Source organism: Enterobacter sp. fkY84-1, assembly GCF_052974705.1.
Genome location: NZ_CP169393.1, coordinates 2,985,269 through 3,004,014 on the forward strand (window position 1 = coordinate 2,985,269; position 18,746 = coordinate 3,004,014).

The following is an 18,746-nucleotide window of genomic DNA, read 5'->3' on the forward strand; positions in this document are numbered from 1 at the left end:
ATCGCACCTTTAATAACTAAAAAAAGCAAAGAAACTTAAGAAAGTGATTTTGTTTTTCAGTACGACCGAATCTTTGACAACTTAAGACGTGAAACTATGAATACAAAAACTGCTGTAACGCCCCCTGTGGCGAACCAGGCATCAAATGGAAACGCAAAACGTCTGCTGATGATGGCACTGCCCGTCATCGTCGCCGTACTGCTGCTGTTTGTTCCGGTACCGGAAGGCCTGCCTCCTTACGCGTGGCACTATTTCGCTATCTTCGTTGGCGTGATCGTCGGTTTGATCTTCGAACCGCTGCCGGGTGCGGTGATCGGTCTGACCGGCGTGGTCGCCATTGCCCTGTGCAGCCAGTGGGTGCTGTTCAGCCCTGAACAGTTGGCTGATCCGAAATTCAAGCTGGCGGGCGCCTCCTTTAAATGGGCGGTGAGCGGGTTTGGTAACTCTACCGTCTGGCTGATTTTCGGTGCCTTTATGTTCGCCGCAGGCTATGACAAAACCCGCTTCGGCCGCCGTCTGGCGCTGATTCTGGTGAAATACCTCGGCCGTCGCAGCCTGACGCTCGGTTACGCGATTACGTTTGCTGACCTGCTGCTGGCACCGTTCACCCCGTCCAACACCGCGCGCAGCGGCGGGACCATCTACCCGATCATCGCTAACCTGCCGCCGCTGTACGGTTCAAAACCGAACGACCCAAGCGCGCGTAAGATTGGTTCGTATCTGATGTGGGTGGCGATCACCGCGGCCTGTATCACCAGCTCAATGTTCCTCTCCGCACTTGCGCCGAACCTGCTGGCCCTGGCGCTGGTGAAAAGTACGGTTGGAATCGATATCTCCTGGGGGACCTGGTTCCTCGCCTTCCTGCCGCTGGGTATCCTGCTGATTCTGGCCATGCCGCTGCTGGCCTACTGGTTCTACCCGCCTGAAGTGAAGGTAAACAACGAAGTGCCGCTGTGGGCGACCCGTGAACTGGAAAAACTGGGCAAACTGTCCCGCAATGAAATCCTGCTGCTGGTGTTCGTATGCTGTGCGCTGCTGATGTGGATCTTTGCCGCCGCGTGGATTGAACCGGCTATGGCTGCCCTGCTCATCGTCGGCCTGATGCTGTGGACCGGCGTGCTGGAGTGGAACGACATCACCGGTAATAAAGCCGCGTGGAACACCTTCGTCTGGTTCGCCACCCTGGTGGCGCTGGCAGATGGCCTCTCCTCTACCGGCTTTATCAGCTGGTTAGGTAAAGAAGGTGGTCTGCTGATGAGCGGTATCTCTCCGGGCGTAGCGACCATCGTGCTGCTGCTGGCGTTCTACCTGCTGCACTACCTGTTTGCCAGCACCACCGCGCACACCACGGCGCTGCTGCCAGCGATGCTGACCATCGCCTCCACCATCCCGGGCATGAATATGGAAGTGTTCGTTCTGCTGATGGTGACCTCGCTGGGCGTGATGGGGATCATCACCCCGTACGGCACTGGCCCAAGCCCGATCTACTACGGTAGCGGCTACCTGCCAACCAAAGACTACTGGCGCCTCGGCACCATCTTCGGTGCCATCTTCCTGGCGGCCCTGCTGCTGATTGGCTATCCGTGGATGTCCATGATGTTCTGATTCCTGACCGCCGGACTTCTCCTCCGGCGGTTTTATTTTTTTGGAGCAAGCTATGTCAAACAAACCGTTTTTTTATCAAAACCCCTTCCCACTGGCGCACGACGACACCGAATACTATCTGCTGACCAAAGAGCACGTTTCCGTTGCCGAGTTCGACGGTCAGGAAGTCCTGAAAGTCGAGCCAGAGGCGCTGACGCTGCTGGCACAGCAGGCCTTCCACGACGCCGCATTTATGCTGCGTCCTTCCCATCAGAAGCAGGTCGCCGCCATTCTTAACGACCCGGAAGCGAGCCAGAACGATAAGTACGTTGCCCTGCAGTTCCTGCGTAACTCTGAAATCGCCGCTAAAGGCGTGCTGCCAACCTGCCAGGATACCGGCACGGCGATCATCATGGGTAAAAAAGGCCAGCGCGTCTGGACCGGCGGCGGTGACGAAGCGGCCCTGAGCCAGGGCGTGTATAACACCTACATTGAAGACAACCTGCGCTACTCCCAGAACGCGGCACTGGATATGTATAAAGAGGTGAACACCGGCACCAACCTGCCGGCGCAGATTGACCTCTACAGCGTTGACGGCGATGAGTACAAATTCCTGTGCATGGCTAAAGGCGGCGGCTCTGCCAACAAAACCTATCTCTACCAGGAAACCAAAGCGCTGATCACCCCGGCGAAGCTGAAAAACTATCTGGTTGAGAAGATGCGCACTCTCGGTACCGCGGCCTGCCCGCCGTACCATATCGCGTTCGTGATCGGCGGCACCTCGGCGGAAGCCACGTTGAAAACCGTGAAGCTGGCCTCCACGCGCTACTACGACGCGCTGCCAACGGAAGGTAACGAACACGGCCAGGCGTTCCGCGACGTTCAGCTCGAACAGGAGCTGCTCCAGGAAGCCCAGAACCTCGGCCTCGGCGCGCAGTTTGGCGGTAAATACTTCGCCCACGACATCCGCGTGATCCGCCTGCCGCGCCACGGCGCCTCCTGCCCTATCGGCATGGGGGTCTCCTGCTCCGCGGACCGCAACATCAAAGCGAAAATCAACCGCGACGGGATCTGGATTGAGAAGCTGGAGCACAACCCGGGCCAGTACATTCCTGAATCACTGCGCCAGCAGGGTGAAGGCGACGTGGTCAGCATCGATCTGAACAAGCCGATGAATGAGATCCTGGCGCAGCTTTCCGCGCACCCGGTCTCTACCCGCCTGTCGCTGAACGGGACCATCATCGTGGCGCGCGACATCGCCCACGCGAAGCTGAAAGAGCTAATCGACAACGGTGAGGAACTGCCGCAGTACGTCAAAGATCACCCGATCTACTACGCGGGCCCGGCCAAAACGCCGGAAGGCTACGCGTCTGGCTCACTCGGCCCAACCACGGCAGGGCGCATGGATTCGTATGTGGACTTACTGCAGTCCCACGGCGCGAGCATGATCATGCTGGCGAAAGGCAACCGCAGCCAGCAGGTGACGGACGCCTGCCATAAGCACGGCGGCTTCTACCTGGGCAGCATCGGCGGCCCGGCGGCGGTGCTGGCGCAAAACAGCATCAAGAGCCTGGAGTGCGTGGCGTATCCTGAGCTGGGCATGGAAGCTATCTGGAAGATCGAGGTCGAGAACTTCCCGGCGTTTATCCTGGTGGATGACAAAGGCAACGATTTCTTCCAGCAGATCCAGAACCAGCAGTGTAAAGGCTGTTCACAGCGCTGAGTGCTTCCATACGTCCGGCAAGAGCGACAGCGTTTCAGCGATTGTGCTGCGCTTGTCGCTCCCCGGCTTCCAGATGGTGACCATCGTCTGACCAATCCCCTGGCTGCCCACTTCGGTGTGCAGCCTTTTTACGTTTTGCCACTGCCCGGCGTGAAAATGCGTCGGTAAGAATCCCCAGCCGCAGCCGCGCTCCAGCAGACCGCGCAGCATCTCCGGCTCATTGGTAAAGAGGGTATGCCCGGAAATCTGCAGGCGGCGCGCCACCGGCTCGTCCGAGGCGGGGTGCATGACGACCTGAGGTACCAGGGAGAGATCGAGCAGCGACAGAGGGGAAGCACTGTCCGCAAACAGCCCGCTGGCGGCATAAAAATCCATCTCGATGGCACCCAGGGCCCGCCACTCCATGTCGTTGCCCACGCTGCGGTTGCGCGCCTGGCAGATGGCCAGATCCGCGTCGTTATTCGCCAGCAGCCGTTCCGATTCATCCCGCGAGGCGCAGATAAGGCTCAGGCGGATTTTTCGCACCGCCATGTCAGCAATCACCCCGTGCAGAAAGGCTCTGGGCGTAAAAGGATCGTAGACCAGCGTCAGGTCCTGCGTGGCACCGTGCGGCACCTCTCTGGCAAACGCCTCAAAGGCTTTTACCTGCCGCATCAGGAGGTGCGCCTGGCGCTGAAGCTGTTCCCCTTCGGGCGTGAGCCGCAGGGTGCGGCCGTCGCGAATAAACAGCGCGTAGCCCAACCCATCCTCAAGAAAATCAACCAGATCGCGAAGCGTCGTGCGGTCCTTCTTCAGCGCCACCGCGGCTTTACTGAGGCTCCCATTCTCGGCCACGGCGGTAAAAGCCTCGAGCTGTGCAAAAGAATAAATCAGTCCCGCCACGCTACGCTCCCTCTGTTTTTTAGGGGGATTTTCCCCCACTACGTGTTTTTTATTATAGCCCCGGGGTTTTTAAACTGAAGCCGTTCTTAACCTGTAAGAGACGGATATGAAAAACAGAAAAGTAAACCATGCTCTGCTGGCGGGCCTTGTCTTTAGCACCCTGCTCTCCCCTGCGGCAGTGGCGGCCTGTAAAGGTACCGACCTCAGCGCCTGCCCTGCCCCCTTCGACACCACGCTGCCTGACACCCATAAGATGCTCACCTGGAGTCAGGCCGATCGCGTGGTGGGCTTTCGCAATGACTACCGCAACTACACCGGGGATGTTTTCCGCCACGGTAACGCTGTGCCGCTGGAAATGTCGGACAAGCCGCTCACGGACGCACACTATCAGGTCAACGGCAGGCGCTACGGCCTTAAGGACTACCTCCAGCGGCAGAACGTCAGCGGCATGCTGGTGCTGAAGGACGGCAAAATCGCCTGGAAGTATCTTGGAGAGGGCAATACCGACTCGACGCTCTGGACCTCGCGCTCGGTTGGGAAATCGGTGGTATCGGCGCTGGTGGGCGTGGCCCTCAAAGAGGGAAAAATTCACTCGCTCGACGACCTGGTCACGCGGTATGAACCCGACCTGAAAGGCACCGCGTGGGACGGCGTGACGCTTAAGCAGCTGATCACCCATACCTCCGGCGTGGCCTGGAACGAGGATTACACCAACCCCCACTCCGACTTTGCGCAGCTCACCGAGTGCGAGGCGAAGCCGGGTACCTATGACTGCGTGCGCAAGCTGGTGAAGGGGCTGCGCAGGGCGCACCCGGCCGGAGAGAACTGGTCTTACTCTTCGGGTGGCGCCTGGCTGCTGGGTGACGTGCTGGAGCGGGCCACCGGCATGACGCTCGCAGCCTATCTGGAGAAAAGCATCTGGCAGCCTTACGGCATGGCGAGCGACGGCGTATGGCATGCCTACAGCAAAGGCCAGCACGACGTCGGCGCGCACGGCTTTAACGCCACACTGGAGGACTGGGGACGCTTCGGGCAATTTATCCTGAACAACGGTACGTTACCGAACGGTAAGACCATCCTGCCGGAAAACTGGATCCGGCAGTCGTCAGGCTGGACGAAGGCCAAAGGCTCGGTATCAGACGCCCATCCCGAGGGGCTGTACGGCTATCAGTGGTGGAACAATGAAGTGCCCGCCAACGCCGCGGGCGTAGAGCCGACGGCACAGGATTCGCTGAAAGGTTCGCTCTGGGCGCTGGGCATTTTCGGACAGATGATCGTGGTGAACCCGAAGGAAAATCTGGTCATCGTCCAGTGGTCTACCTGGCCGCAGGCGGAACCGTCCTTCAGCGCCCAGCCGCTGGAAGCCTCTCTGATGTTTAGCGCGATTGCCAGGGCGCTGCGCTAAATGGCCTCCGCCGGGTAATGACGCGGTTACCCGGCTCATTCTGAAACGCGCCTCTGCGCCACATCACAAAATCGCAATATCAGAGACTTACAGAATATTGGTGAATAAAAAGCCAACATTTTGTTAAGTTATTGTTGCCATTAATTGTATTTATTCGCCGGATTATATTCATGCAAGAAATGCATCAGTCGATGCGGCATTTGCGCTTATCTAATTCCTCATCCTGATCCAGTTTTCAGAAACAGACGCGTAAAACGTCAACAATAAACTGGAGATAACCATGTTTTCCTCAACCTCACCTGCAACCGTACGGTCGAAGGCGGGCGCGATACTTCGCGTCACGTCCGGCAACTTTCTTGAGCAATTCGATTTCTTTCTGTTCGGCTTCTATGCCACCTACATCGCCCACACGTTCTTCCCGGCGAGCAGTGAATTTGCGTCGCTGATGATGACCTTTGCCGTCTTCGGCGCGGGCTTTTTGATGCGTCCAATCGGCGCCATTGTGCTGGGGGCTTATATTGACAAGGTTGGCCGCCGCAAAGGGCTAATAGTGACGCTTTCCATTATGGCGGCAGGCACCTTCCTGATCGTGCTGATCCCGTCTTATCAAAGTATTGGTCTCTGGGCGCCGCTGCTGGTGCTGACGGGCCGTCTGCTGCAGGGCTTTTCCGCCGGCGCGGAGCTTGGGGGCGTGTCGGTCTATCTCGCGGAAATCGCCACGCCGGGCCGCAAGGGCTTTTACACCAGCTGGCAGTCCGGTAGCCAGCAGGTCGCCATTATGGTCGCCGCCGCAATGGGCTTTGCGCTGAACGCGGTGCTGGAAGAGAGCGCCATTCGCGAATGGGGCTGGCGCATCCCGTTCCTGTTCGGCTGTTTAATCGTGCCGTTTATCTTTTTCCTGCGCCGCAAGCTGGAGGAGACGGAAGAGTTCAGCGCGCGCCGCCATCACCTGGAGATGCGCCAGGTCTTTAAAACGCTGCTCGCGAACTGGCAGGTAGTGGTCGCGGGCATGCTGATGGTGGCAATGACCACCACGGCCTTTTATCTGATCACCGTTTATGCGCCCACCTTTGGTAAAAAGGTGCTGATGCTGAGCGCGTCAGACAGCCTGCTGGTCACGCTGCTGGTGGCGATCTCTAACTTCATCTGGTTGCCGGTGGGCGGCGCGCTGTCGGACCGCTTCGGGCGTAAACCGGTGCTGATTGCCATGACCCTGCTGGCGCTGGCCACCAGCTACCCGGCCCTGACGCTGCTGGCTGACGCGCCAAGCTTCTCCATGATGCTGAGCGTCCTGCTGTGGCTCTCCTTCCTGTACGGGCTGTATAACGGGGCGATGATCCCGGCGCTGACGGAAATTATGCCCGCTGAAGTCCGCGTGGCAGGGTTCTCTCTGGCTTACAGCCTCGCAACGGCGATCTTCGGCGGCTTTACCCCGGTGATGTCCACCGCGCTGATTGAATACACCGGTGACAAAGCCTCTCCGGGCTACTGGATGAGCTTCGCCGCGGTGTGTGCCCTGCTGGCAACCCTCTACCTTTACCGTCGTCGCGCGGTTTCGGTGCAAAACACCGTTAAGTCGCAGGAGGCCGCATGACTCGCACTTCTCGTTATACTGTTACCGCGCTGATGCTGACGTTCCTGAGCGCCAATGCCTGCGCTCAGGAGGTGAAAGTGATGATTTCAGGCGGTTTCAAAGCCGCCCTTGAAAAGCTGGCACAGGAATATGAACGCCAGACCGGCGATACCATCGTGATTATTCCCGGTCCGTCAATGGGCGCTACGCCGCAGGCGATCCCAAACCGGCTCGCGCGCGGCGAGAAAGCCGACGTGGTGATTATGGTGGGCGATGCGCTGGCGAAGCTCGAAAAAACCAGCCAGACCCAGCCGGGTTCGCGAACCGAACTTGCGGACTCCCCCGTCGGAATGGTGGTGAAAAAAGGGGCGGATGTCCCTGATATCAGCAGCGAGGCGACGCTACGTAACGCGCTGCTTCAGGCCAGCTCCATCGCCTATTCAGACAGCGCCAGCGGCAGGTATGTCAGCCAGACGTTGTTTAAAAAGCTGGGGATTGAAAAGGAGGCGGCGGCTAAAGCAACGATGGTCGAACGCATTCCGGTTGCTTCGGAAGTGGCAAAAGGGAAATACGCCGTGGGCTTCCAGCAGGTGAGCGAGCTGCTGCCGGTTCAGGGCGTCACCTTTATCGGTAAAATCCCGGATAATCTGCAGTACATCACGCGCTTCGCAGGCGCGGTCACCCGTCATGCAGAGCATCCCGCGGAGGGGAAAGCGCTGCTGACCTATCTCGCCTCACCGCCCTCACGCGCCGTCATCGAGAAGACGGGGATGATCCCCGTTACGTCCGGCGATACCGCTCGGTGATCTCTTTTTCCAGTTCAGCCGCGATATAAGACTGGATGCGCCCCCGGCGCCGGATAAGCCCCACGGTGCGTTTCACTTCCGGCGCCACCAGCGGCAGATGCGTCAGCGGCGTGTACTCTGACGTCGGCATCGACATGGCGGGAACGGCGGCAATGCCGATCCCCGCCTCTACCATACCGAGCATCGTGGTGACGTGGCGCGTTTCGCAGACGCTGGGGCGCTCGGGAATGATATCCCCCAGCATCCGATCGAGCAGGTTGCGGTTGCCTGACGTTTTATCGAGGGAGATATAGTCCTGCTGATAAAACGCCTGCCACGTCAGGTGACTCTTCTGCGCCACGGGGTGATCCTTTCGGCACGCCGCGACGTAGACATCCTCCACCAGCGGGAAAAACTCGATTTCAGACGGCAGGTTTCCTGCGAAGCAGATGCCGAAATCCGCCTGGCTGCGGGCCACGGCGTCAATCACATTCCCCGCGCTGCTGTCGATGAGCTTGATGCGAACGCGCGGATACCGAGATTGAAAACGCCGGATCACGTCGGGCATAAAGTAACAGGCCGCGGAAGGTACCGCGGCAACCGCGATCAGCCCCGTCCGCTCTTCGCTGGCCTTATCGACATCCGCGAGCATTGACTCCACGCTGTCGAGCAGCAGCGCGGAGCGCTCGGCAAAGTTCTGTCCGTAGAGCGTCAGCGCCACGCGGCGGGTGGTGCGATCGAACAGCCTGTTTCCCAGCGCTGCTTCCAGCTTTTCAATCCTGCGGCTCAGCGCCGACTGGGATAAGCAGATAGATTCAGCGGCGACACGGAAGTTACCGTATTCCACTAACGCTCTGAAAGCATAAAGATCGTTAAGGTCAAAATTCACGGGCATGGCGTCTGGATGTCCTGTCAGGGAATACGCAACAAAGTCAAAAATAATAGCGTCTTATTGACCTGCCGCAACCGGCCAGGCGTTGAAATACCGATCAGAGGTCGTTGAGATGCAGACGGACGTACCCGGCGCGGTCGGTAATGGCCTGCCGATCCTCTTCCGTCATGTCCGCAAGCTGTTTAAAGACAATGCCCAGGCGGGGATTGTTACCGAGACGCGCCTGATTGCGCGCAAAGAAGTCCCAGTAAAGGGCATTGAAGGGGCAGGCCTGCTCTCCGGTACGCTGGTTGTGCTGATACCGGCACCCCTGACAGTAATTACTCATCTTATGAATATATGACGCGCTTGAGACGTAGGGTTTACTGGCCAGCAACCCGCCATCGCCAAACTGGCTCATGCCGAGGGTATTGGGCAGTTCCACCCACTCAAAGGCGTCAATATAGACGCCCAGATACCATTCATGAACCGCCTGCGGCGACAGGCCGCTGAGCAGGCTAAAGTTTCCAATGACCATCAGGCGCTGGATATGGTGGGCGTAAGCCTCGGTGAGCGACTGCCCAACGGCATGCGCCAGGCAGCGCATCTGCGTCTTGCCCGTCCAGAACCAGTCCGGCAGCGGGGCGTGCTGGTCTAAGGCATTCAGCTCCCGATAGCCGGGCATCTGCGACCAGTAGATCCCGCGCACATACTCCCGCCAGCCGAGAATTTGCCGGATAAACCCTTCGACGGCAGGCAGCGGCGCGTGGCCCAAACGCCACGCCTGCTGGGCGGCGGCAACCACTTCCCGCGGATTAAGCATCTTTGTATTCAGCGCAAACGAAATTAACGAATGGAAAAGAAAAGGTTCCTCCGTGTGCATCGCGTCCTGCCAGTTTCCAAACTGCGGGAGCACGTGCGTGATAAATTCATCCAGCCTGGCTTTGGCTTCCGCACGGTTGAGCGGCCAGCGAAAATTGTCGGCCTGCGGTTCGCCGAAGGTCTTTACGCCGCAGCGCTGGATCTCCGCCCATAAGACGGAACGATCGTGGCAAGGACGCGCGTCCCCCGGCGCGGGAGGCTCGCCGGACCAGCGCTTGCGGTTTTCAGCATCGAAATTCCATTTCCCCCCTTCCGGCTCGCCTTCAGAGGTTAACAGGACGCCGTGCCGACGACGCATTTCCCGGTAAAAGTACTCCATTCGCCAGCTTTTGCGCGACGCAAAGAACGCGCTGACCTGTTCCCGAGTGGTGAAGAAATGCTCGCTGCTGACGCAGGCCGTTTCAACGGAGACCGTTTTCGCCCACGCCTGCAGCTGCGTATCAAGACGCCATTCGTCGGGCTCCTGCCATATCACCCTGCCCGCGCCGTAATGCGCGACAAGCGCGTTGACATTGTCTTCCAGCGCGCCGCGGTTCGAGCTGTCAGAAAGTCGGACATACCTCACCCGATGCCCCTTCTCCTTTAATGCAGAGGCAAACGCGCGCATGGCGGCGAAGATAGCGATAACTTTCTGGGCGTGATGAAGCACATAGGCGGTTTCTGCCCGGAGTTCCAGCATCACGTAAATGATGTTCGGACTGCAGGTATCAAACCAGCTGTGATGCGGATTAAGCTGGTCGCCCAGGATCAGACGTAGCTCGGTCAACGGTGGCTCCTGCGACAGCGCTCAGAACAGTATTTAACCTCATTCCAGCATTTCGCCCATTTCTTGCGCCACGTCATGGGCCGCTGGCAGTGCACGCACAGTCGACTGGGCAGGTCCTGCTTGTTACCTTTGAAATCGCTCATCTTTTCAATACCGTACTGATTTATTCACCCCACCTGCGGATAAAGGCTACGACAGACTTCACAAAATGAAGGTGATGCCCGCAAACCGCTACCCACCGCTACGTACGAAATGATAGTTTATTCAGGCTGGATTTGTCGCAGCAGGCGATATTCTGGCATCTTAACCGAATCTGACTTTCCCATTTTTGTTCAAGTGACGAGTTTGCGAGCAAAGCGATGATAAAGTGGCCCTGGAAAACGAATGAGGCTGGCCGGGATGTGGCGCTGCCATGGGATGACGCGCTGACGATCCCTGTTCTGGCTAATCTAAATCCGGATGAACAATCGAAACTGGTTCAGCTGGCGGATCGTTTTTTACAGCAAAAGCGCCTGGTGCCGCTGCAGGGGTTTGAACTCGATCCTCTGAAAAACGCCCGCATCGCGCTGCTTTTCTGTCTGCCGGTGCTTGAACTTGGCATTGAGTGGCTGGACGGTTTCCACGAAGTGCTTATCTATCCTGCGCCGTTCGTGGTGGATGACGAATGGCAGGACGATATTGGGCTGGTGCATAACCAGCGCGTGGTGCAGTCCGGACAAAGCTGGCAGCAAGGGCCGATTATCCTCAACTGGCTCGATATTCAGGACTCGTTCGACGCCTCCGGTTTTAATCTAATTATCCATGAAGTGGCACACAAGCTGGACACCCGCAACGGCGATCGCGCCAGCGGCGTCCCGCGGATCCCGCTTCGCGAAGTGGCGGGCTGGGAGCACGACCTGCACGCGGCGATGGATAACATCCAGGATGAAATAGACCTGGTGGGCGAAAGCGCGGCCAGCATTGACGCCTATGCGGCAACCGACCCGGCAGAGTGCTTTGCGGTGCTCTCCGAGTACTTCTTCAGCGCGCCCGAGCTCTTCGCGCCCCGTTTTCCGGCCCTCTGGCAACGTTTCTGCCAGTTTTATCAGCAGGATCCGCTACAGCGCCTGCGGCAGAATGAGGCGTCCGGCGGGCATTCGTCCCGCCAGTTTCATTAAGCTTTTTCAGCAGGGGTACGCTCGGTTGACCATACCCCTATGCTCAGGGCTAAAAACAGCAATGCCATTCCCCACGCGGCCACCGTTAAAGACTGCTCCCCGTAAAAGCGCGTCACGACCGGCACCATCAGCGCGCTGACGCCGTAGCCTAACGTGTGGCTGGTGGCGATGACGCCCGCCCCTTTCCCCGTGGTTAGCCGATCGTTCAGCAGCAGCTGGTAGCCCGGCGTGGCCATCGCCGCCCCGAGTGACGTGATAACAATCCCCACGTAGAACAGCGCTAAACCGGCGACAGCCATCAGCCCAAGCCCGGCCACCATCAGCACCGCCGCGATGCAGAGCAATGTCACCGGGCTGAAATGCTGAGGGCGGACCACCAGAAACTGTGCCGCGAGCGTGGCCAGCGCGGCCAGGCTCAGCAGAAGCGCGACATGATGGCTGATCTCCCGGGCGTTACCGTCCAGCAACGGGCTAAGATGCGGTGACAGGCCAATCTGCATCAGGCTCACCAGCGCCGCCAGCAGCAGCGCCAGCAGCAGGAAAGGAAGCATAGAGGCCTGCAGGCGGGTTGTCTGGTGGGCTACCGGCGGCAGCGGCGGGTCAGCGACTTCGCGAAGCACCAGCAGCAGAGCGATAAGCGGCGCAACCGCCATCAGCCAGAGCGGCGCCACCGGATTAACGCTGAGCATCAGCGCCGCCAGCGGCGGGCCGAGCAAACGCCCGCAGCTGAGGCCGGAGCTTATCGTCGCCAGCGCCGCCATTCTTTTCTCCAGTCCCGCACGCTGAATCGCCCACGTCTGGGCCGCAGGCACCAGCCCCGAGACCGTCAGTCCGTAGAGCAGGCGCGAGAAAATAAGCCCCGCCAGCCCCCAGACCGCATCCAGCCTTCCGGCCGCCATCCCCCAGACCACCAGCGCCATCACGACGAAACTCGCCAGATAGCCGCTTAGCGAGGCCAGCATGACGGACTTACACCCCTTTCGCTCGCTCTGACGCCCCCACCAGGGCGAGGCCGGTAAAAAGAGCATCGATCCGAACATCAACAGCCCGGCCAAGACAGAGAGAGACAGCCCGGTCAGGGTGACCAGCTGCGGGAGCATCACCAGCAAACCGTTTTGCCCGATGCCCAGTAACCCCGCAGATAGCGCCAGGGGCCAGTTAGCTTTTGAAGTGACGTTTTCCGTCAAGGTTTCAGAGTCAGCGCGCATGAGAATGTGAACATAGTGTCAATAAATGTGTGGAAATTATGAAGTTTATGAAAACAAATATTGCAAAAATGGTTGCGAGTGTAAACAGAATGAATATCATAACGAGAATTATTATCAATCATGGAATGAGGTACATCTATGCGTGCTCTGCTCCGCGCCGCCGGTACAGACGTTGCAGCCCAGTGCTTTTTAAACGCCCTGTTGCGTGAAACGAAGGACTGGCGCTATCTCCCCGCTACCGATGCGGATGCGCTATCTGAGATCCATATCCCGCTTTCCCAAACCCAGGCGCTTCGGGTGCCGGTACGCTATTTCTCACCCACCCAGCATCATCAGTACCGTTTCCCGGCAACGCGGATTCAGAGCAACAGCGACAGGGGTGACGCCGTCACTTTCCCTCAACTGGTTGATTTAATTCTTGAAAAACCGTCCGTAAAAGGCTCGCTGGATGCCGATACGCTGGCGCGTTTTAAGCAGCGCGTTCTCGAAAGCCATGCCCACACCTGGCAGGCGATTGATTTACGCCACAGTTGGGCAACCCTGCGCGATAAGCCGCTGACGTTTGCCGAAGCGGAACAGGCGCTGCTGGTCGGCCATGCGTTTCACCCGGCACCGAAGTCCCACGAGCCGTTCAACGAAGCCGAGGCGCGCCGCTATTTGCCCGATTTCGCCTCCCGCTTCCCGCTGCGCTGGTTTGCCGTTGAGAGCACGCTCGTTGCCGGCGACAGCCTGAACGTCTCCCTGCGTGAGCGTCTGCTGCGCTTTGCGGCCCAGAGCGCGCCCGAGCTGCTCGGCCACTTTACCGACACCCGCTGGCTGCTGCCGATGCACCCGTGGCAGGCCGACTATCTGCTGGAGCAGGACTGGTGCCAGCGTCTGGCGGAAAACGGTTCGTTGCAGGACCTGGGTGAAGCGGGCGCACAGTGGCTGCCCACCAGCTCCTCCCGCTCGCTGTACAGCGAGACCAACAGCGACATGATTAAGTTCTCCCTCAGCGTGCGCCTGACCAACTCCGTGCGCACGCTGTCGGTGAAAGAGGTAAAGCGCGGCATGCGCCTGGCGCGTCTGGCAAAAACGGAACGCTGGCAGGAACTACAGGCACGCTACCCGACCATGCGCGTGATGCAGGAAGACGGCTGGGCGGGGCTGCGTGACGAAAGCGGCACTATTCAGGAAGAGAGCCTGATGGCCCTGCGCGTCAATCTGCTGTTCGATACGCCAGACACCCAGACCAACGTGCTGGTGAGCCTGACGCAGGCCGCGCCGGACGGCGGTGACAGCCTGCTCGCCGCGGCGGTGCGCCGTCTGAGCCAGCGTCTTGATTTACCGCTCGCCCAGGCCGCCCGCTGCTGGCTGGACGCCTACTGCGACCGCGTATTGCTTCCGCTGTTCAGCGCCGAGGCGGACTACGGTCTGGTCCTGCTGGCGCACCAGCAAAATATCCTCGTTGAGATGCAGCAGGATTTCCCGGTCGGGCTGATCTACCGCGACTGCCAGGGCAGCGCGTGGACCGAAGGCGCCGACGCGTGGCTGAAAGAGGCGGGCGAAACTGAGGTGGAAAACCGCTTTGGCGAGAGCCAGCTGCTGCGCTACTTCCCTTACTACCTGCTGCTGAACTCTACCCTTGCCGTCACCGCCGCCCTTGCCGCCGCCGGATTTGACAGCGAAGAGAGCCTGATGTCCCGGGTGCGCGACGCGCTGGCAGAACTGCGCCGCACGGCGAAGCAGACCCGCTGCCTCGACTACGTGCTCGACAGCCCGACCTGGAACTGCAAAGGCAACTTCCTCTGCTACCTGCACGATCGCAATGAAAACACCATCGCCGATCCGGCGGTGATCTATTTCGACTTTAGCAACCCGTTCTACAAGGAGAAGACGTGATGGCTATCGCGAATATCGTCCATTCCGGCTACGGCTTTCACTGCACCGCAACGGATCGCGCCCTGCCGCTGGCGTTGGGTCTCGACGGCAGCGCGGTGCTGGAGCGTCTGAAGGGGATCCCGGACGGCTGGCTGGTGGAAGCCCTGGATCAGCTGTTTGTGGCCGCCCCCGCGCTGACCGGCATTACGTTGCCGTGGGCGGAGTGGCAGGATGAACCCCAGGCGCAGGCGCTGTTTGGCCTGGCCCACGGTGATTATCTGGCGCGCGACGCCTTCTGGCAATTGCCGCTGTGGCTGAAGGGCGAACGCCCGCAGGCGAGCGGCGGAATGCAGTTTGACGAGAGCCGTCAACTGTACTTCCCGCTGCGCCCTCGCCGCCCGCAGGGTGAGATGTATCGCCGTTACGATCCGCAAATTAAGCGTACCCTCAGCTTCCGCGTGGCCGACGTGGCGCTGGACGGCGAGCGTTTTACCCGCTGGATGAATAACCCGCGCGTGAACGCCTTCTGGGAGATGGCGGGCCCGCAGGCCGAGCAGGAAAACTACCTGCGCCGTCAGCTCGACTCGACCTACTGCTACCCGGTTATTGGCTGCTTCGACGATCAACCGTTTGGCTATTTTGAACTCTACTGGGCACCGGAAGACCGCATTGGCCGCCACTACCGCTGGCAGCCGTTTGACCGCGGGCTACACATGCTGGTGGGGGAAGAGAACTGGCGCGGCGCGCAGTACATCCGCAGCTGGCTGCGCGGCCTGAGCCACTACCTGTATCTCGACGAACCGCGCACCGCGCGCATCGTGGCCGAGCCGCGCTTCGACAACCAGCGCCTGTTCCGCCATCTGGACTCTGCCGGTTTTGACACGGTGAAAGAGTTCGACTTCCCGCATAAACGCTCGCGCCTCATTATGAGCCAGCGTCACCGCTTCTTCAGCGAGGTGGGCCTGTGAACGCGCTCTGGGAAAAAGTGAACCGCGAGATGGTGGCGAAGATCCTCGCCGAGCTGGAATACGAGCGCACCCTGCGCGCCGAGCCGGTTTCGTCGGACGGCTGGCGCATCGCCATGGGCAACGCGTCCTGGCAGTTTTGCGCCACGCGCGGGATCTGGGGCTGGCTGCATATCGACCCGGACAGCCTGACCACCGCCAGCTGCGATGCCGTCGAAGCGGAAAGCGCGCTGCTGCAGCTGGCGACGGTGCTGGAGATGAGCGACGCGCAAACGGCAGAGCACATGGAGGACCTCTACGCCACGCTGCGCGGCGACATGCAGCTGCTTCAGGCGCGTGACGCGCTGGATGCGGACGCGCTGATCCACCTCGATCCGGACGAATTACAGTGCCTGATGCGCGGTCACCCGAAGTTTATTTTCAACAAAGGTCGCCGCGGCTGGGGGCTGGACGCGCTGCGCCAGTACGCGCCGGAGTACCGCGGACGTTTTCGTCTGCACTGGGTTGCCGTTCAGCGAGAGCATCTGGTCTGGAGCAGCGACGCCGATTGCGATATCAGCGCCCTGCTGGCGAGCGCCATGGACAACGCCGAGCGCGCCCGCTTTGACGCCCGCTGGCAGGCGCTGGGCCTCGACGAGAGCTGGCTGCCGGTGCCGCTGCACCCGTGGCAGTGGCAGCAGAAGATTGCCATTCATTTCCTGCCGCAGCTGGCACGCGGTGAGATGGTTGAGCTGGGCGAGTTTGGCGATGAGTACCTGGCGCAGCAGTCCCTGCGCACGCTCACCAACGCCAGCCGTCGCGCGCCGTTTGACATTAAGCTTCCGCTGACGATCTACAACACCTCCTGCTATCGCGGTATTCCGGGCAAATACATTGCCGCCGGGCCGCTGGCCTCGCGCTGGCTGCAGCAGCAGTTTGCCACCGACGCTACGCTTGCCCGCTCTGGCGCACAGGTGCTTGGCGAACCCGCCGCCGGATATCTGTCGCATCCGGGCTATGCGGCGCTGCCGAAAGCGCCGTACCGCTATCAGGAGATGCTGGGGGTGATCTGGCGCGAGAACCCGTCCTGCTATCTGCAGGAGGGCGAACAGGCGGTGCTGCTGGCGGCGCTAATGGAAACCGACAACGCCGGGCGCCCGCTCATCGACGCGTGGATCAACCGTTCCGGGCTAAGCGCCGAAGCGTGGCTGGAAAAGCTGTTTGAAGCAACGGTGATCCCGTTCTATCACCTGCTCTGCCGCTACGGCGTGGCGCTGATTGCCCACGGCCAGAACGTGACGCTGGTGATGAAAGACTACGTCCCGCAGCGCATCCTGCTGAAGGATTTCCAGGGCGATATGCGCCTGGTGGATGAAGATTTCCCGCAGGCCCAGAGCCTGCCGGAACAGGTGAAGGCCGTCACGGCGCGCCTGAGCGCGGATTACATCATCCACGATCTGCAAACCGGTAACTTCGTGACGGTGCTGCGTTTTATCTCACGCCTCACGCTGCAAAGCGGCGTCAGCGAAACGCGTTTCTATCAGATCCTCGCCGGCGTTCTGCACCGCTATATGGCCGTGCACCCCGAGCTTGCCGAGCGCTTTGCGACGTTCGACCTGTTCAAGCCGCAAATTATTCGCGTGATCCTCAACCCGGTCAAACTGACCTTCTCCGAACACGACGGCGGCAGCCGCATGCTGCCGAACTACGTCACCGACCTTGATAACCCTCTTTTTCTGGCCTCCCGGGAGTCCGCGCAATGAAAACCTATGATTTCATCGGCATTGGTATCGGCCCGTTTAACCTCAGCATCGCCGCGCTGGCGGAAGGGCTGGACGGCTTTAGCTCGCTGTTTCTTGAGCGTAAACCGCACTTCTCCTGGCACCCGGGAATGATGGTGCCGGACTGCCACATGCAGACCAGCTTCCTGAAGGATCTGGTCAGCGCCGTGGAGCCGACCAACCGCCACAGCTTCCTGAACTACCTGGTGCAGCGTAAAAAGTTCTACCGATTCCTGACCACCGAGCAGCGCACCGTTTCACGGGAGGAGTTTGCCGACTACCTGTGCTGGGCGGCGGACAACCTCACCAACCTCGCCTTCAGCCAGCAGGTACAGCAGGTGAGCTTTGATGAGAAAAGCGGCCTGTTTGAGGTAGTGACCCAACGCGATCGCTTCCTGGCGCGCCACGTCTGCGTGGGGATCGGTAAGCAGATCAACCTGCCGGACTGCGTCACGACGCAGGACGATAGCTGCTTCCATGCCAGCGAGATGATGCTGCGCACGCCGGATCTCGCGGGCAAGCGCGTTACCGTCGTCGGCGGCGGCCAGAGCGGCGCCGACCTGTTCCTGAATATTTTCCGTGGCGAATGGGGCCAGCCGCTGAGCCTGAACTGGGTCTCGCGCCGCAACAACTACAACGCGCTGGATGAAGCCGCCTTTGCTAACGAGTATTTCACGCCGGAGTACGTGGACAGCTTCTCCACGCTCGGTGAAGAGGCGCGTCGTCAGATGCTGCACGAGCAGAAGATGACCTCCGACGGCATCACCACCGAGTCCCTGCTGGCGATTTACCGCGCCATGTACCACCGCTTTGAAGTGCTGCGCGAAAAACCCTGGGCGCACCTGATGCCGTCCCGCTCGGTGACGGCCCTGACGCGCCTGGAAAACGGACAGCGTCTGAGCATACAGCACCATCTCGACGGCGGCCGAGAGCAGCTGGAGAGTGACGTTGTGATCTTCGCCACCGGCTATCGCGCCGTGCAGCCAGCGTTCCTCGCGCCGCTGTCTCACCGCCTGCATCTGGATACGGACGAAGCCTTCTGCATCAACAACGATTTCACCCTCGAATGGGACGGTCCGCAGAGCAACCGCCTGTTCGCCGTAAATGCCGGGATGCACCGTCTCGGCATTGCCGAACCCCAGCTCAGCCTGATGGCCTGGCGCGCGGCGCGAATTCTGAACCGCGCGCACGCCGACGAGCCGTTTGAGCTGGCTACCACCCCTGGCGTTATCCACTGGCGAAGCACCACCAGCCCGGAGAACAGCCAGGTTTTTAAATCATTAGCAAAAACCACCGAGTACTGACACACACAATCAGGGTCAACA

15 protein-coding genes are annotated in these 18,746 nt (G+C 60.0%); 10 read left to right on the forward strand and 5 right to left on the reverse strand.

What is annotated here, in order from left to right:
- Positions 1-96: 96 nt before the first annotated feature.
- Together ACEPLT_RS14370 and fumA are read left to right on the forward strand one after the other, a co-directional pair.
- Entirely contained in the window at positions 97-1,605 is a 1,509-nt protein-coding gene (locus ACEPLT_RS14370; protein WP_008500292.1) for an anion permease, read from the forward strand.
- Between the two features lie 52 nt (positions 1,606-1,657).
- Entirely contained in the window at positions 1,658-3,307 is a 1,650-nt protein-coding gene (gene fumA / locus ACEPLT_RS14375) for a class I fumarate hydratase FumA (RefSeq protein WP_032663255.1), read from the forward strand.
- Here fumA and ACEPLT_RS14380 read toward each other — a convergent pair.
- Positions 3,296-4,189 carry a LysR family transcriptional regulator gene (locus ACEPLT_RS14380; RefSeq protein WP_032675132.1) on the reverse strand — a complete coding sequence of 298 codons (894 nt, stop codon included), beginning with the start codon at positions 4,187-4,189 and terminating at the stop codon, positions 3,296-3,298. The two genes, fumA and ACEPLT_RS14380, sit on opposite strands and share 12 nt — an antisense overlap.
- 106 nt (positions 4,190-4,295) lie before the next feature.
- Between ACEPLT_RS14380 and ACEPLT_RS14385 the strand changes: the two genes are divergently transcribed.
- The 3 genes from ACEPLT_RS14385 (at position 4,296) to ACEPLT_RS14395 (ending at position 7,973) form a co-directional block, all read left to right on the forward strand.
- Positions 4,296-5,594: a serine hydrolase domain-containing protein gene (locus tag ACEPLT_RS14385; RefSeq protein ID WP_232928695.1), complete on the forward strand. Its 1,299-nt coding sequence runs from the start codon at positions 4,296-4,298 to the stop codon at positions 5,592-5,594.
- A 280-nt stretch (positions 5,595-5,874) separates the two neighbouring features.
- The gene (tcuC, locus tag ACEPLT_RS14390) at positions 5,875-7,188 is read left to right on the forward strand and encodes an MFS transporter (RefSeq protein ID WP_032675135.1); all 1,314 of its coding nucleotides are present in this window, start codon (positions 5,875-5,877) and stop codon (positions 7,186-7,188) included.
- Positions 7,185-7,973 (forward strand): substrate-binding domain-containing protein, encoded by a 789-nt coding sequence (locus ACEPLT_RS14395; protein ID WP_232928700.1) that lies wholly within the window; start codon positions 7,185-7,187, stop codon positions 7,971-7,973. Before tcuC ends, ACEPLT_RS14395 begins: the two co-directional genes overlap by 4 nt.
- On the opposite strand, the gene ACEPLT_RS14400 is transcribed toward ACEPLT_RS14395, so the two are convergent.
- The 3 genes from ACEPLT_RS14400 to ACEPLT_RS14410 form a co-directional block, all read right to left on the reverse strand.
- Positions 7,948-8,847, reverse strand: coding sequence for a LysR family transcriptional regulator (locus ACEPLT_RS14400; RefSeq protein WP_232928702.1), 900 nt, complete (start codon positions 8,845-8,847; stop codon positions 7,948-7,950). The genes ACEPLT_RS14395 and ACEPLT_RS14400 overlap by 26 nt on opposite strands.
- 94 nt (positions 8,848-8,941) lie before the next feature.
- Positions 8,942-10,471: a cryptochrome/photolyase family protein gene (locus ACEPLT_RS14405; protein WP_232928704.1), complete on the reverse strand. Its 1,530-nt coding sequence runs from the start codon at positions 10,469-10,471 to the stop codon at positions 8,942-8,944.
- Positions 10,468-10,614, reverse strand: coding sequence for a DUF2256 domain-containing protein (locus tag ACEPLT_RS14410; protein ID WP_071530926.1), 147 nt, complete (start codon positions 10,612-10,614; stop codon positions 10,468-10,470). The genes ACEPLT_RS14405 and ACEPLT_RS14410 overlap by 4 nt, the downstream gene beginning before the upstream one ends.
- Positions 10,615-10,830: 216 nt before the next feature.
- On the opposite strand from ACEPLT_RS14410, the gene mtfA reads away from it, so the two are divergent.
- Positions 10,831-11,628 (forward strand): DgsA anti-repressor MtfA, encoded by a 798-nt coding sequence (mtfA, locus tag ACEPLT_RS14415; RefSeq protein WP_008499488.1) that lies wholly within the window; start codon positions 10,831-10,833, stop codon positions 11,626-11,628.
- Here the strand turns inward: mtfA and ACEPLT_RS14420 are convergent.
- Positions 11,625-12,836, reverse strand: a complete 1,212-nt coding sequence (locus tag ACEPLT_RS14420) for an MFS transporter (protein WP_032675139.1) — start codon at positions 12,834-12,836, stop codon at positions 11,625-11,627. The two genes, mtfA and ACEPLT_RS14420, sit on opposite strands and share 4 nt — an antisense overlap.
- A 138-nt stretch (positions 12,837-12,974) precedes the next feature.
- On the opposite strand from ACEPLT_RS14420, the gene ACEPLT_RS14425 reads away from it, so the two are divergent.
- The 4 genes from ACEPLT_RS14425 to ACEPLT_RS14440 are packed head-to-tail and all read left to right on the forward strand — an operon-like array spanning position 12,975 to position 18,725.
- Entirely contained in the window at positions 12,975-14,717 is a 1,743-nt protein-coding gene (locus tag ACEPLT_RS14425) for an IucA/IucC family protein (RefSeq protein ID WP_032675140.1), read from the forward strand.
- Positions 14,717-15,664 carry a GNAT family N-acetyltransferase gene (locus ACEPLT_RS14430; RefSeq protein WP_032675141.1) on the forward strand — a complete coding sequence of 316 codons (948 nt, stop codon included), beginning with the start codon at positions 14,717-14,719 and terminating at the stop codon, positions 15,662-15,664. The genes ACEPLT_RS14425 and ACEPLT_RS14430 overlap by 1 nt, the downstream gene beginning before the upstream one ends.
- Entirely contained in the window at positions 15,661-17,403 is a 1,743-nt protein-coding gene (gene iucC, locus ACEPLT_RS14435; protein ID WP_032675142.1) for an IucA/IucC family protein, read from the forward strand. The genes ACEPLT_RS14430 and iucC overlap by 4 nt, the downstream gene beginning before the upstream one ends.
- Entirely contained in the window at positions 17,400-18,725 is a 1,326-nt protein-coding gene (locus ACEPLT_RS14440; RefSeq protein WP_032675143.1) for a lysine N(6)-hydroxylase/L-ornithine N(5)-oxygenase family protein, read from the forward strand. The genes iucC and ACEPLT_RS14440 overlap by 4 nt, the downstream gene beginning before the upstream one ends.
- The last annotated feature ends 21 nt before the right edge of the window (positions 18,726-18,746 follow it).

Coding starts and splice junctions, on each gene's coding strand:
- ACEPLT_RS14370 (WP_008500292.1), top strand. CDS start 97: ATGAATACAAAAACTGCTGTAACGCCCCCTGTGGCGAACCAGGCATCA.
- fumA (WP_032663255.1), top strand. CDS start 1,658: ATGTCAAACAAACCGTTTTTTTATCAAAACCCCTTCCCACTGGCGCAC.
- ACEPLT_RS14385 (WP_232928695.1), top strand. CDS start 4,296: ATGAAAAACAGAAAAGTAAACCATGCTCTGCTGGCGGGCCTTGTCTTT.
- tcuC (WP_032675135.1), top strand. CDS start 5,875: ATGTTTTCCTCAACCTCACCTGCAACCGTACGGTCGAAGGCGGGCGCG.
- ACEPLT_RS14395 (WP_232928700.1), top strand. CDS start 7,185: ATGACTCGCACTTCTCGTTATACTGTTACCGCGCTGATGCTGACGTTC.
- ACEPLT_RS14400 (WP_232928702.1), bottom strand. CDS start 8,847: ATGCCCGTGAATTTTGACCTTAACGATCTTTATGCTTTCAGAGCGTTA.
- ACEPLT_RS14410 (WP_071530926.1), bottom strand. CDS start 10,614: ATGAGCGATTTCAAAGGTAACAAGCAGGACCTGCCCAGTCGACTGTGC.
- mtfA (WP_008499488.1), top strand. CDS start 10,831: ATGATAAAGTGGCCCTGGAAAACGAATGAGGCTGGCCGGGATGTGGCG.
- ACEPLT_RS14420 (WP_032675139.1), bottom strand. CDS start 12,836: ATGCGCGCTGACTCTGAAACCTTGACGGAAAACGTCACTTCAAAAGCT.
- ACEPLT_RS14425 (WP_032675140.1), top strand. CDS start 12,975: ATGCGTGCTCTGCTCCGCGCCGCCGGTACAGACGTTGCAGCCCAGTGC.
- ACEPLT_RS14430 (WP_032675141.1), top strand. CDS start 14,717: ATGGCTATCGCGAATATCGTCCATTCCGGCTACGGCTTTCACTGCACC.
- ACEPLT_RS14440 (WP_032675143.1), top strand. CDS start 17,400: ATGAAAACCTATGATTTCATCGGCATTGGTATCGGCCCGTTTAACCTC.